Origin of the sequence: Variovorax sp. Root411, from assembly GCF_001425205.1 — a bacterium.
In the GTDB taxonomy this organism is placed as follows: domain Bacteria; phylum Pseudomonadota; class Gammaproteobacteria; order Burkholderiales; family Burkholderiaceae_C; genus Variovorax.
Map to the genome: position 1 here is coordinate 614240 of NZ_LMDW01000001.1, position 14035 is coordinate 628274.

Annotated in this window: 13 protein-coding genes; all 13 read right to left on the bottom strand. The window is 65.5% G+C overall.

The annotated features are described in order from the left end of the window. Positions 1-9 precede the first annotated feature (9 nt). The 13 genes from ASC92_RS02755 to sdhC all read right to left on the bottom strand — a co-directional run bounded on the left by ASC92_RS02755 (position 10) and on the right by sdhC (position 13838). Complete coding sequence (locus ASC92_RS02755; protein WP_056510065.1) at positions 10-2808, bottom strand: FimV/HubP family polar landmark protein; 2799 nt, start codon at positions 2806-2808, stop codon at positions 10-12. 169 nt (positions 2809-2977) lie between these two features. Next, the gene (asd, locus tag ASC92_RS02760; protein WP_056510067.1) at positions 2978-4123 is read right to left on the bottom strand and encodes an aspartate-semialdehyde dehydrogenase; all 1146 of its coding nucleotides are present in this window, start codon (positions 4121-4123) and stop codon (positions 2978-2980) included. 89 nt (positions 4124-4212) lie between these two features. After that, complete coding sequence (gene leuB, locus ASC92_RS02765; protein ID WP_056510068.1) at positions 4213-5301, bottom strand: 3-isopropylmalate dehydrogenase; 1089 nt, start codon at positions 5299-5301, stop codon at positions 4213-4215. Positions 5302-5338: 37 nt separating this feature from the next. Next, positions 5339-5989, bottom strand: a complete 651-nt coding sequence (gene leuD / locus ASC92_RS02770) for a 3-isopropylmalate dehydratase small subunit (RefSeq protein WP_056510071.1) — start codon at positions 5987-5989, stop codon at positions 5339-5341. 17 nt (positions 5990-6006) lie between these two features. Continuing rightward, complete coding sequence (gene leuC / locus ASC92_RS02775) at positions 6007-7428, bottom strand: 3-isopropylmalate dehydratase large subunit (protein WP_056510074.1); 1422 nt, start codon at positions 7426-7428, stop codon at positions 6007-6009. Between the two features lie 45 nt (positions 7429-7473). Continuing rightward, a complete protein-coding gene (locus ASC92_RS02780; protein WP_056510076.1) occupies positions 7474-8427 on the bottom strand; it encodes a LysR substrate-binding domain-containing protein in 954 nt (317 codons plus the stop codon). Between the two features lie 116 nt (positions 8428-8543). Continuing rightward, positions 8544-8684 (bottom strand): entericidin A/B family lipoprotein, encoded by a 141-nt coding sequence (locus ASC92_RS02785; RefSeq protein WP_056510077.1) that lies wholly within the window; start codon positions 8682-8684, stop codon positions 8544-8546. 121 nt (positions 8685-8805) lie between these two features. Further along, positions 8806-10116 carry a citrate synthase gene (gltA, locus tag ASC92_RS02790; RefSeq protein ID WP_056510080.1) on the bottom strand — a complete coding sequence of 437 codons (1311 nt, stop codon included), beginning with the start codon at positions 10114-10116 and terminating at the stop codon, positions 8806-8808. 24 nt (positions 10117-10140) lie between these two features. Beyond that, positions 10141-10455: a succinate dehydrogenase assembly factor 2 gene (locus tag ASC92_RS02795; RefSeq protein ID WP_056510082.1), complete on the bottom strand. Its 315-nt coding sequence runs from the start codon at positions 10453-10455 to the stop codon at positions 10141-10143. 23 nt (positions 10456-10478) lie between these two features. After that, positions 10479-11180 (bottom strand): succinate dehydrogenase iron-sulfur subunit, encoded by a 702-nt coding sequence (locus ASC92_RS02800; protein ID WP_056510083.1) that lies wholly within the window; start codon positions 11178-11180, stop codon positions 10479-10481. Positions 11181-11196: 16 nt separating this feature from the next. Further along, entirely contained in the window at positions 11197-13005 is a 1809-nt protein-coding gene (sdhA, locus tag ASC92_RS02805; protein WP_056510086.1) for a succinate dehydrogenase flavoprotein subunit, read from the bottom strand. Between the two features lie 7 nt (positions 13006-13012). Further along, a complete protein-coding gene (sdhD, locus tag ASC92_RS02810) occupies positions 13013-13378 on the bottom strand; it encodes a succinate dehydrogenase, hydrophobic membrane anchor protein (RefSeq protein WP_007830510.1) in 366 nt (121 codons plus the stop codon). Positions 13379-13391: 13 nt separating this feature from the next. Next, the gene (sdhC, locus tag ASC92_RS02815) at positions 13392-13838 is read right to left on the bottom strand and encodes a succinate dehydrogenase, cytochrome b556 subunit (RefSeq protein WP_056510088.1); all 447 of its coding nucleotides are present in this window, start codon (positions 13836-13838) and stop codon (positions 13392-13394) included. Between the last annotated feature and the right edge of the window lie 197 nt (positions 13839-14035).

Here is a 14035-nt window from a genome sequence, read left to right on the forward strand (position 1 = left end):
AACAACCGCTCAGCGCAGTTCCGCGAGCAGCTGACGGGCTTGCGACTTGAGATCGCCAGCGCTTTCGGCTTCGACTTCCTCGACCAGCGAACGGGCGCCTTCGACGTCGCCGATCGCTTGCAGTTCGCGAGCCAACGACAGTTTGACGGCGTGCGGGCTGTCGTCGCCTTCATCGTCATCGTGCGTGGCGGCTGCGGGCTTGGCGGTTTCGACCGGTCGGGCGGCCGGCAGGCCCGCCAGCGCGCTCATGTCGAACTCGATGAAGCCCGAGTCGGCCGGCAGCGCATTGCGCAGCATGGCGGGGCGGGTGTTGTCTGCATCGCTCAGCGAACCCGGGAGCGTGTCGGCCGTCAGCGCGCCGGGGGCGGTGTCGAAATCGTTTTCGAGATCGACAGGCGTTGCAGCGTGGCCGTTCGACAGGGGTGCTGGGGGGCGCGCGGTCGTCGGGGCGGACGCGTAGATCGACTTCGGCAGGCTGGCGCTGACCGGTGCATGTTGCTGGGCCGGTGCGGGGGCGGGGGCCGGCGGCGTGGTCAGGTCGAGGTCGAAGTCCAGCGGTGCCACAGAAGGCACGAAGGCGGGCGGTGCAACGGCAACCGGCGGCGCAACGGGAGCGGGTGCTGCCGGCTTGGCGGCCGCGGCGAGAGCGCCCGCGAAGGCGGCCGTCTCGGCCGCGCTGGCGCCGCCGCTGCGGGGAGCGCCCGATTCGTACAGCGGGTTGCCCGGATCGAGATCCTTGCCCATGTCGACCACACGGTTCCAGTCGGAGCCGAGGCCGCCCGTCAGCTTGTGCACTTCGGTGGCGAGGCCTTCGTAGGCACGCACGTCGCGGCGCTTGGCGTGGATTTCGAGCAGCTTGAGGTGGATGGCGGTGCGGTCCGGATTCAGGCGCAGCGCTTCGCGCAGGATTTCCTCGGCCTGCAGGTCGCGGCCATAGGCCAGGTAGACGTCGGCTTCGGCCACGGGATCGACATCGCCCGCGTCGAGCTGGCTCGGCGAGTACGACAGCGACGAGACGGTGGAGTCGCCGCGATGCTTCGTGTCGACCGACTCGCCGCCGCTGGCGCCGAAGAACGAGTCCTTCGGGATGCGGCTTTCGAGGAACACGCTCTCGCTCATTTCCTCGCGCCGGCGGCCCAGCACGCGGTACAGCAGGAAGCCGATCAGCAGCGCGATCAGCGCCGCGCCGGCCAGCATCAGCGGGTTGTCCAGCAGCTCTTCGAGGAAGGTGGGCTCCGGCGGGGGAGGCGGTGCCGACTTCTTCACGGCCGGCTTGGGCGCCGTGGCAGCCACGGCGGCGCTCGCAGCCGGGGTTGCGGGGGCAGCGGCTGCATCGGTTGCGGCTGCTGCCGGTGCGGCAGTGGCCGCCTCTGCCGCCGGGGCAGGAGCGGGGGCGGCAGCCGTCGCCTCGGGCGTGGGTGCGGCAGGGCTTGGTGCGGCTGTTGCTGCTGCGGGAGCTGCAGGTGCGGCCGCGGCGACAGGAGCGGGGACTGGCGCCGGCGCGGCAACAGGGGTCGGGCTTGCTGCGACCGGAGGCGCGATCGTCGCACTGGTGGCCGGTGTCGGAACCGGGATGCCCGGCTTCGCCGGTGCCGGTGCGGCGGCAGCAGGTGCCGACGAACCGGTGCCCGTTGCGGCCTTGAGCTTGTTCAGCTCGCTGATGTTCTTCGACAGTTCAGCGACGCGGTTGCTGCTGTCCTGCGCCTGGCGGCTCTGGGCGACCTTTTCGTCGGCGGCGCGGGTGGCCGCATTGCCTTGCGAGATCGTGAGCTTGTCGGGCGTGCTGGCCGCGGCATTGCGGTCTTCGACGTTGGCCTGCAGCTTGCCCGAGGCCTTGCGGCTCGCGGCGGCCACATTCGAGGTCGGCGCGTTGTCGGCCAGTCGCTGGCGATAGGCGCCGAAGTCGCGGCTCTGTGCCGTGACTGTGCGGCGAGCCTCGTCCGGCAGGATGGCGGCCGCCTCGGCGCCGCTCGGCAGATCGAGCACGGCGCCGGCGCGCATGCGGTTGATGTTGCCGCCCGAGAACGCATCCGGATTGGCGAGCAGCAGCGCCACCAGCATCTGGTCCAGGGACACGTCGGCGGGCTTGTGCGCGGCCGCGATCTTGCTGGCGGTGTCGCCGCGCTGCACCGTGACCTGTTCGCCGCCACTGCTGCGAGCAGGGGCGGCTGCAGTGACGGGCGCGGGCGCTGCGGCGGCCGGTGCCGGCGCCGCGGGTGCTGCCGATGGCGCCGCCACAGGGGCGCGTTCGCGGCGCGCACGGGCTGCCGGGGCAGCGCGTTCCGTCGGCGTGGCGATCTGGGGTGCGATGGACGTGGCCGGCGCGCTGGTCGCTGGCTGGCGCGTGGCCGGCGGATCGAGCAGCACGGTGTAGTCCCGCACGATCCGGCCCGAGGCACCGTTGGCTTCGAGCAGCAGGTCGATGAACGGATCGTTCAACGGGCGGTTGCCGCTCAGGCGCACCACGTACTGGCCGCCGGCGCGCCGCTGCAGCGTCGCCTTGACGTCGCTCAGTGCCGCGTTGTACGGAACGCCCGCGTTCTTGAAGGCTTCGGCCGTGGCGATGTTGATTTTCAGACCGTCCGCCTCGTTGGCGGCGATTTCGGTCACGTCGATCTCGGCGCGCAACGGTTCGCCCAGGGCCGATTGCACCTTCAGCTGACCCAGCGCGAAGGCGCTGGCATCGGGGCTGGCGATGCCCAGGGCCACGGCTGCCGCCGCACCAAGGATGGAAAGGCGCCAGCCATTCGATGGCAGAAGCGGGCGAGCGGCCGATGGGCTGGCCGCAGGCAACAGATGTCTTGTCATGCTGATAGGGGGCGGCTCAGGCCCAGAATTTGTAAGAGGACGTTAGCATCATCACCGGGTACTGACAAGGCAGTGCGCGTGTTCTACCCAGTGCGCGCATACTTACGATCACATCTTCCGTTGCCATAAGGCAACAGTTTGTGTTTCAAAAGGCCCTGAGCTGCCCGCATCAGGTTTCGAGCAGGATGCGCAGCATGCGGCGCAGCGGTTCCGCGGCACCCCACAGCAGCTGGTCGCCGATGGTGAAGGCGCCGACGTACTCTGGGCCCATCGCCAGCTTGCGGATGCGGCCGACCGGGATGTTCATGGTGCCCGTCACGGCCACCGGAGTGAGGTCCTTCACGGTGGCTTCACGCGTGTTCGGCACGACCTTCGCCCAGGGGTTGTCGGCGGCGATCATCGCTTCGATGTCGGCCAGGGGCACGTCCTTCTTGAGCTTGAAGGTCAGCGCCTGGCTGTGGCAGCGCATCGCGCCGACGCGCACGCAGAAGCCATCGACCGGCACGGCGGCGGTGCCGAAGCCCGCGCCCTGGCCCAGGATCTTGTTGGTTTCAGCGCCGGCCTTCCACTCCTCCTTGGACATGCCGTCGCCCAGGTCCTTGTCGATCCAGGGGATCAGCGAGCCGCCCAGCGGCGCGCCGAAATTGGCCGTCTCAGCGGCGCTCAGGTTCTGCTGCTTGTGCAGCACCTTGCGGTCGATTTCGAGGATGGCCGACTTCGGATCGTCCAGCAGCGCGCGCACTTCGGCGTTCAGGGTGCCGAACTGGGTCAGCAGCTCGCGCATGTGCTGCGCGCCGCCGCCAGAGGCTGCCTGGTAGGTCATGCTGGTCATCCACTCGACCAGGCCGGCCTTGTAGAGGGCGCCCACGCCCATGAGCATGCAGCTCACGGTGCAGTTGCCGCCAATCCAGTTCTTGCCGCCGTTGGCGAGCGCGTTCTGGATCACCGGCAGGTTGACGGGGTCGAGCACGATGATCGCGTCGTCCTGCATGCGCAGGGTGGAGGCGGCGTCGATCCAGTGCCCCGCCCAGCCAGCGGCGCGCAGCTTGGGGAACACCTCGCTGGTGTAGTCGCCGCCCTGGCAGGTGATGACGATGTCGCACTTCTTCAGTGCCTCGATGTCGTTCGCATCCTTCAGCGCGGTTTCGTTCCTGGCCATGGCCGGAGCCTTGCCGCCAGCGTTGGAGGTCGAGAAGAAGACCGGCTCGATGAGGCCGAAGTCGCCTTCGGCCTGCATGCGGTCCATCAGGACCGAGCCGACCATGCCGCGCCAGCCAACGAGGCCGACCAGAGGTTGATTGGATGCGTTCGCCATTTCAGTTTGCCCTTGTGAAAAAGAAAGAAGTTGTCTTTTTTGCCCCCGACTCGTCGAGCCGGGGAGGGGCGTGACGAAGCGGGCTGCGGTTAGCCGGTAATCGTCTTTTTGGTGATTGCTGCAATGACCGCGTCGCCCATTTCGCGGGTGCCGACGCGCTTCGTACCTTCTGACCAGATGTCGCCCGTGCGCAGCCCTGAAGCGAGCACGTCCTTGACCGCCGACTCGATACGGTCGGCAGCTTCGGGCTGGTTGAGTGAAAAGCGAAGCATCATGGCAGCAGACAGGATTGTAGCCAAAGGATTGGCAACCCCTTTGCCGGCAATGTCCGGCGCGCTGCCGTGGCTGGGCTCGTACAGGCCCTGGTTGCTCGAATTGAGCGATGCCGAGGGCAGCATGCCAATGGAGCCGGTGAGCATCGCGGCCTCGTCCGAGAGGATGTCGCCGAACATGTTGCCGGTGACGACCACGTCGAATTTCTTGGGCGCCTTCACGAGCTGCATGGCCGCGTTGTCGACGTACATGTGGTCGAGCTCGACGTCCGGATAGTCCTTGTGCACCTCCGTGACGACGTCTTTCCAGAACTGGAAGGTCTCGAGCACATTGGCCTTGTCCACGCTGGTCACGCGCTTGCTGCGCTTGCGGGCGGCCTCGAAGGCGACGCGGGCGATCCGCTCGATCTCGGGGCGCGAGTAGCGCATCGTGTCGAAGGCCTCTTCGGCACCCGGGAAATGACCGTCAACGGCGGTGCGGCGGCCGCGCGGCTGGCCGAAGTAGATGTCGCCGGTCAGCTCGCGAATGATCAGGATGTCCAGGCCCGCGATCAGCTCGGGCTTCAGGCTCGAGGCGCCCACCAGCTGCTCGTAGCAGATGGCCGGGCGGAAGTTCGCGAACAGCCCCAGGTTCTTGCGCAGCCCCAGGATGGCCTGCTCGGGGCGCAGCGGGCGGTCGAGCTTGTCGTACTTCCAGTCGCCGACCGCGCCGAACAGCACCGCGTCGGATTCCTTCGCGAGCTTGAGCGTCGAATCGGGCAGCGGATGGCCGTGCGCCTCGTAGGCCGCGCCGCCGACCAGCGCCGGCTCCATCTCGAACTTCAGGTCGAGCACATTGAGCACCTTGACGGCTTCCGCCACGATTTCGGTGCCGATGCCGTCACCTGGGAGAACTGCGATTTTCATAAGTTGATCTGAGGTTTGAATACGGAAATGCGGACGTTCAGGAAATCATCGTATGCGCGAGCCAAGGCTTCTGCGCCAGGCGCTCGGCCTCGAAGGCCTTGATCTTGTCCTTGTGGCGCAGCGTCAGGCCGATGTCGTCCAGTCCGTTGATCAGGCAGTACTTGCGGAAGGCCTGCACGTCGAACGCGAACTCGCCGCCGTCCGGCTTCACGACCACCTGGCGCTCCAGGTCGATGGTCAGCGAATAACCCGGGAAGGCGAAGGCCTCGTCGAACAACTGCGAGACCTGCGCTTCGGGCAGCACGATCGGCAGCAGGCCGTTCTTGAAGCTGTTGTTGAAGAAGATGTCGGCGTAGCTCGGCGCGATGATCGCGCGGAAGCCGAACTGGTCGAGCGCCCAGGGTGCGTGCTCGCGCGACGAGCCGCAGCCGAAGTTCTTGCGCGCCAGCAGCACCGAAGCGCCCGCGTAGCGCGGCTGGTTCAGCACGAAGTCGGGGTTCGGCTTGCGGCTGGCCGGGTCCTGGCCCGGAAAGCCGGCGTCGAGGTAGCGCCACTCATCGAACAGGTTCACGCCGAAACCGGTCTTCTTGATCGATTTGAGGAACTGCTTCGGAATGATCGCGTCGGTGTCGACGTTCTCGCGGTCCATGGGGGCCACGAGGCCCTTGTGCACGGTGAATTTCTGCATGTGAATCTCTTGTGGGTTCAGGCGAACGTACGGACGTCGACGAAGTGGCCGTGCACCGCGGCGGCGGCGGCCATGGCGGGGCTCACGAGGTGGGTGCGACCACCCGCGCCCTGGCGGCCTTCGAAGTTGCGGTTCGAGGTCGATGCGCAGCGCTCGCCGGGTTCCAGGCGGTCGGCGTTCATCGCCAGGCACATCGAGCAGCCGGGCTCGCGCCATTCGAAGCCCGCCGCCTTGAAGATCAGGTCGAGGCCTTCGCGCTCGGCTTGTTCCTTCACCACGCCCGAGCCGGGCACGACCAGCGCGAGCTTCACGTTCTTCGCGACCTTCTGGCCGAGCTTCTTCACCACGGCCGCGGCTTCGCGCATGTCCTCGATGCGGCTGTTGGTGCACGAGCCGATGAACACCTTGTCGATGAAGATGTCGTTCATCGCCTTGTTCGGCTCCAGACCCATGTAGACCAGCGCGCGCTCGATGGCGCCGCGCTTGCTGGCGTCTTTTTCCTTGTCGGGATCGGGCACGCGGCCGTTGATGTCGACCACCATTTCGGGCGAGGTGCCCCAGGTTACTTGGGGCGAAATTTGCGTGGCGTCGAGCTCGACCACGGCATCGAACTTCGCGCCCGGGTCGGACTGCAGCGTGCGCCAGTAGGCCACGGCCTGGTCCCACTCCACGCCCGCGGGTGCGAGCGGGCGGCCCTTCACGTAGGCGATGGTCTTCTCGTCGACCGCCACCAGCCCGGCGCGCGCGCCGGCCTCGATGGCCATGTTGCAGACAGTCATGCGGCCTTCCATGCTCAGGTCGCGAATGGCAGAGCCCGCGAATTCGATGGTGTAGCCCGTGCCGCCGGCAGTGCCGATCCTGCCGATGATGGCCAGCACGATGTCCTTGGCCGTGCAGCCCAAAGGCAGCTTGCCCTCGACCTTCACGAGCATGTTCTTCGCCTTCTTGCCGAGCAGCGTCTGCGTGGCCATCACGTGCTCGACCTCGCTGGTGCCGATGCCGTGTGCCAGCGCGCCGAACGCGCCGTGCGTGGAGGTGTGCGAGTCACCACAGACCACGGTCATGCCCGGCAGCGTCGCGCCCGACTCGGGGCCGATCACGTGCACGATGCCCTGGCGCCTGCTCAGGAACGGAAAGAACGCGGCCGCGCCGAACTCGGCGATGTTGTGGTCCAGCGTCGTGACCTGTTCCTTGCTGGTCGGATCGGCAATGCCTTCGTAGCCGCGCTCCCAGCCGGTGGTCGGCGTGTTGTGGTCGGCCGTGGCCACGACCGAGCTGATGCGCCACAGCTTGCGGCCGGCTTCGCGCAGGCCTTCGAAGGCCTGCGGGCTGGTCACTTCATGCACCAGGTGGCGGTCGATGTAGAGGATCGCGGTGCCGTCTTCCTCGGTGTGGACGACGTGTTCGTCCCAGATCTTGTCGTAGAGCGTGCGTGCCATGTCGGTCTCTTCTGTCTTTCGTGGGGAGGTGAATTGTCTTGTGTTCTATGCGGCGAGCGGTTCGGCTGCATTGGGGGCGCCCGCCGACGTGCGCAGATGGTTGACCAATGTGCGCGCGGCCACCGGCAAGGTGGAGAAGTCGCGTGCCACCAGCCGGATCTCGCGCCTGGACCAGGCGTCGTTCAGCGCCACGCTGCGCAGGCGGCTGCCGATGCCAGCCTGCAGCAGTTCGAATGCGCGCTGCGGCATCACGCCGATGCCCAGCCCGTTGTCGATCATGCGGCACATGGCGTCGAGGCCGGTCACGTGGATGCGCAGCTTGACGCTGCGGCCCGCCTCGAGCGCGGCCTGGTGCATGGCCACGTAGATCGAGCTGTTCGTGTGCAGGCCGACATGGTCGAAGTCCAGCGAAGCGGAGAAGTCGATCGGCTCCTGCGTGGCCAGCGGGTGCCCGGCCGGCACGATCAGCACGAGCCGGTCGTCGCGGTAGGGCAGCGTCTGCAGTTCGTGGGTGCCTTCGGGAATGTGGCAGATGCCGAGATCGGCCGCGCCTTCCTGGACCGCGCGCACCACTTCGTTGCTCAGATGCTCTTCGAGGTCGATCTTGATCGCGTCGTGCTCGCGCGTGAAGGCGCCGAGATCCTCGGGCAGGAATTGCACGATCGCCGAGATGTTGGCATGCACGCGCACATGGCCGCGCACGCCCTCGGCGTATTCGCTGAGTTCGCCCTGCATTTTCTCGAGGCTGTAGAGCACCGAGCGCGCATGGTGCAGCAGGCTCTCGCCCGCGGGGGAAAGATCGACACCGCGCGCGTGGCGGTAGAGCAGGGTGGTGCCGAGGGTGGCTTCCAGATCCGACAGCCGCTTGCTGATGGCCGAAGCGGCAATGAATTCGCGTTCCGCCGCCCGCCCGATGCTGCCGAGTTCGCAAACGGCCACGAAAAGCTGCAGCGACGTGAGGTCGATGCGCCGGGCGAAGTTGCGTTCGGAAGAGGTCATACGGGTTCTGGCATCTCATATGGAGATGGAAGCCCGTATTTTCCCCTTGTTTTCAGGTCCTGGTCATCGCGATGCGCGATGACATCACTGTCGTCGCGCGATGAGCGAAGGAGGCCTCACTGGTTCTTCTTGGGCGTGTTCTCCATTTTTTCCCCTGCCTTCTGCACGTCCTGGCCGGCTCCTCTCCAAGTGTTGCAACCCGACAGTGGCACGGCAAGCGTAAATGCGACAGCGAACAATGCGACGAGCGACTTCATGATGAAACTCCTTCGACTAAGTGCGTTGCAGGCTATCGCCGACTTCCCGGTGCCGGATGTCAGCCAAGACGCAAAAAAGCTGCCCGAGGGCAGCTTTCTGTCTTGAGCGCAAGCAGCGCGATCAGCGCTTGCCGATGGGCTGCACGTCGCGCTTGGGCGAGCCTTCGAACAGCTGGCGCGGGCGGCCGATCTTGTACTCGGGGTCGCCGATCATTTCGTTCAGCTGGGCGATCCAGCCGACCGTGCGGGCCAGTGCGAAGATCGCGGTGAACAGCGGCACCGGGATGCCGATGGCGCGCTGCACGATGCCCGAATAGAAGTCGACGTTCGGGTAGAGCTTGCGCGACACGAAGTACTCGTCTTCCAGCGCAATCTTCTCGAGTTCCTTGGCGAGCTTGAACAGTGGGTCCTGTTCCAGGCCCAGCTCGGTCAGCACTTCGTTGCAGGTTTCCTGCATCAGCTTGGCGCGCGGGTCGTAGTTTTTGTACACGCGGTGGCCAAAGCCCATGAGCTTGACGTTCGAGTTCTTGTCCTTGACCTTCTTGATGAACTCGCCGATCTTCTCCACGCCACCTTCCTTCTGGATGTCGTAGAGCATGTTGAGCGCCGCTTCGTTGGCGCCGCCGTGGGCAGGGCCCCAGAGGCAGGCCACGCCGGCCGCAATGGCCGCGAAGGGGTTGGTGCCCGACGAGCCGCACAGGCGCACGGTCGAGGTCGAGGCGTTCTGCTCGTGGTCTGCGTGCAGGATGAAGATGCGGTCGAGCGCGCGCTCGAGCACCGGGTTCACCTTGTACTCCTCGCACGGCGTGGCGAACATCATGTGCAGGAAGTTGCCCGCATAGCTCAGGTCGTTCTTCGGGTACATGTAGGGCTGGCCGACGGTGTACTTGTAGGCCATGGCCACGAGCGTGGGCATCTTCGCGATCAGGCGGATCGCGGCGATCTCGCGGTGCTCGGGATTGTTGATGTCCGTGCTGTCGTGATAGAAGGCCGACAGCGCACCCACGAGGCCGGTCATGATGGCCATCGGGTGCGCATCGCGGCGGAAGCCGCGCAGGAAGAACTGCATCTGCTCGTTCACCATCGTGTGGTTGGTCACGACCTTGGTGAAGCTGGCCTTCTTGGCGGCGTCCGGCAGTTCGCCGTACAGCAGCAGGTGGCAGGTCTCGAGGAAGTCGCAGTTGGTCGCGAGTTGCTCGATGGGGTAGCCGCGGTACAGCAGTTCGCCCTTGTCGCCGTCGATGTAGGTGATGGCCGATTGGCAAGCCGCCGTCGACATGAAGCCCGGGTCATAGGTGAACATGCCGGTCTGTGCATACAGCTTGCGGATATCGATCACGTCGGGACCGACGGTGCCCTTGTAGATCGGTAGCTCGACGCTGTCGCCGCCGTTGCTGAACGACAGCGTGGCCTTGGTATCGGATGCTTTCATTTCGGTTTACTTTCAGAGGTGGATTCAGGACGAAGGAGAGATTGCGGGGCGCTGCGCGCCGTCGGTGCGCATCAGCTGCAGCAATGCGACCACCTCGGCCCCGGCCCATTCGGGCTCGGGCTCCTTTCTGCGCAGAAGGAGGTCGAGGAGATCGTTGTCCGACAGGTCCATCAATGTCTCCATCGCTCCCGCCTGACCGACGGTCATGCGGGATTCGTGCCGCTCGAAGAAGCGGGCGATGAACAGGTCGTTCTCGAGCAGGCCGCGCCGGCAGCGCCACTTGAGCTTGCTCAGCGCGCGTTCGCTGAGCAGTTCTTCGGGGGCGGCGGCGGTTGGCATGGTGGGCTTCTTTGGCGAAAAGTTCAGATGGCGCGGCGCACCATCAGTTCCTTGATCTTGCCGATGGCCTTGGTCGGGTTCAGGCTCTTCGGGCACACGTCCACGCAGTTCATGATCGTGTGGCAGCGGAACAGGCGGTACGGATCTTCCAGGTTGTCCAGGCGCTCGGCGGTGGCTTCGTCGCGGCTGTCGGCGATGAAGCGGTAGGCCTGCAGCAGGCCGGCCGGGCCCACGAACTTGTCGGGGTTCCACCAGAAGCTCGGGCAACTCGTGGAGCAGCTCGCGCACAGGATGCACTCGTACAGGCCGTTGAGCTCGTCGCGCTCCTCGGGCGACTGCAGGCGCTCCTTCTCGGGCGGCACGCTGTCGTTCTGGAGGTACGGCTTGATCGAGTTGTACTGCTTGAAGAACTGCGTCATGTCCACGATCAGGTCGCGGATGACGGGCAGGCCCGGCAGCGGCTTGAGCACCACGGTGCCCTTGAGCGTGTTCATGTTGGTCAGGCAGGCCAGACCGTTCTTGCCGTTGATGTTCATCGCATCGGAACCGCAGACGCCTTCGCGGCACGAGCGGCGGAACGACAGCGTGGGATCTTGCGCCTTGAGCTTCATCAGGGCGTCGAGCAGCATGCGCTCATGGCCGTCGAGTTCGATCTCGATCGTCTGCATGTAGGGCTTGGCGTCCTTGTCCGGGTCGTAGCGGTAGATCTGGAATGTGCGCTTCATCGTATGTTCCTAATTTTTAGAATGTCCGGACCTTCGGGGGCACCGATGCGACCGTCAGGGGCTGCAGCTTGACCGGCTTGTACGAGAGGCGGTTGTCCGCGCTGTACCAGAGCGTGTGCTTCATCCAGTTGGCGTCGTCGCGGCCGAGCGGCGCGACCGGATCGTCGGCCGGGCGTTCGTAGTCTTCCACGGTGTGGGCACCGCGGCATTCGCGGCGGGCGGCGGCCGAGACCATCGTGGCCTGCGCCACTTCGATCAGGTTGTCGACTTCCAGCGCTTCGATGCGGGCGGTGTTGAACACCTTGGACTTGTCCTTCAGGCCGATGGCCTTGACGCGCTCGCGCACGGCGGCGATCTTGGTCACGCCTTCGTCCATCGAGGCCTGCTTGCGGAACACGGCGGCATGCTGCTGCATGACGGCGCGGATCTCGCCGGCCACGTCCTGGGCGTATTCGCCGGTGGTGGTCGACTCCAGGCGGTTCAGGCGCTCCAGCGTGCGGTCGGCCGCATCCTTCGGCAGGTCCTTGTGTTCCTTGAGCTTGTCGTTGAACTCGACGATGTGGTTGCCGGCCGCGCGGCCGAACACCAGCAGGTCGAGCAGGGAATTGGTGCCCAGGCGGTTCGCGCCGTGCACGCTCACGCAAGAGCATTCGCCCACGGCGTAGAGGCCGTTCACCACAGCGCTGTTCTCTTCGCCCTTCTGGATGACGACCTGGCCGTGGATGTTGGTCGGAATGCCGCCCATCTGGTAGTGGATGGTCGGCACCACGGGAATCGGTTCCTTGGTGATGTCGACGTTGGCGAAGTTGACGCCGATCTCGTACACCGAGGGCAGGCGCTTGTGGATCGTGTCGGCGCCCAGGTGGTCGAGCTTGAGCAGCACGTAGTCCTTGTTGGGACCGCAGCCTCGGCCTTCCTTGATCTCCTGGTCCATCGAGCGCGAGACGAAGTCGCGCGGTGCCAGGTCCTTCAGCGTGGGCGCATAGCGCTCCATGAAGCGCTCACCGTTGCTGTTCAGCAGAATCGCGCCTTCGCCGCGGCAGCCTTCGGTCAGCAGCACGCCCGCGCCAGCCACGCCGGTCGGGTGGAACTGCCAGAACTCCATGTCCTGCAGCGGGATGCCCGAGCGGGCCGCCATGCCGAGGCCGTCGCCGGTGTTGATGAAGGCGTTGGTCGAGGCCTGGAAGATGCGGCCCGCGCCGCCGGTGGCCAGCAGCACGGTCTTGGCCTGCAGGATGTGCAGGTCGCCGGTTTCCATTTCGAGCGCGGTCACGCCGACCACGTCGCCTTCGTCGTCACGGATGAGGTCGAGCGCCATCCATTCGACGAAGAACTGGGTGCGGGCCTCGACGTTCTTTTGATAGAGCGTGTGCAGCATCGCGTGGCCGGTGCGGTCGGCCGCGGCGCAAGCGCGCTGCACGGGCTTCTCGCCGTAGTTGGCGGTGTGGCCGCCGAAAGGACGCTGGTAGATGGTGCCGTCGGGGTTGCGGTCGAAGGGCATGCCGAAGTGTTCGAGCTCGTACACGACCTTGGGGGCTTCGCGGCACATGAACTCGATCGCGTCCTGGTCGCCGAGCCAGTCGGAGCCCTTGATCGTGTCGTAGAAGTGGTAGTGCCAGTTGTCCTCGCTCATGTTGCCGAGCGATGCGCCCACGCCGCCTTGTGCAGCGACAGTGTGCGAACGCGTGGGGAACACCTTCGAGAGCACGGCCACGTTGAGGCCGGCGCGTGCGAGTTGCAGCGAGGCGCGCATGCCGGAGCCGCCGGCACCGACGATCACGACGTCGAACTTGCGCTTGGTGATTTGTTCTTTTGTGTAGGTCATGGTGAGGTCAGATCTTCCAGAGCACTTGAATGGCCCAACCCGCACAACCGACAAGCCAGACGATGGTGAAAATTTGCAGGGCGAGGCGAATGCCGACGGGCTGGACGTAGTCCATCCACACGTCGCGCATGCCGACCCACACGTGATAGAGCAGGGCAGCGATCACGGAGAAGGTCAGCACCTTCATCCACTGCGCGGCGAAGATGCCGGCCCACAGGTCGTAGCCGATGGGGCCGCGCGAGAAGATCAGCTGTGCGAGCAGGATGATCGTGAAGAGCGCCATCAGGCCGCCCGTGATGCGCTGGCTGAGCCAGTCGCGCAAACCGTAATGAGCGCCGACGACGATACGCTTGGAGCCGTAATTCACAGACATGGTGGGCTCCTTCTCAGTACAGGCCGAACAGCTTGGCGCCGAGCACCAAAGTGAGCAGGATGCTCAGTGCCAGCGTGACGACGGCCGAGGTATGGCCGAACTCCTTGGTCACCGCGGCGTGGCTCACGTCCATCCAGAGATGGCGCAGGCCGGCGATGAAGTGGTGCAGGTAGGCCCAGATGAGCGCGAGCGCGACGAGCTTGATAAACCATCCCGGAACGAAGCCAAGGCCGCTGTTGAAGGCGGCCTTGAACCTGGCGAACGAATAGTCCGACGAGAGCGACGTGTCGAACATCCAGATGATGAACGGCAGCAGCAGGAACATCAGCACGCCGCTGACGCGGTGCAGGATCGACACGATGCCCGCCGGCGGCAGCCGATAGGTCGTGAGGTCCGTGAAGGCATTGATGTTGCGGAATTCGCGACGCGGTGGCCGGGGAGGGGTTGCAAGCTCTGTCATTGGGGGGATTGCTTTCGTGGCTTTGTGACTTGTTGGCTTGTTCTGAGAGCGAACGCTTTTGTTTCTTCTGCGGAAATGCAAACAACGCAAAATTCTATTGCAATGCACCATCGGGCAGCGGACGCGTGCGAGTCAGTGCACCGTTGCAGTCGGATGCTCTTGACTTCGCAGCGCTTCGCACGCGTTGTGTGCGCACG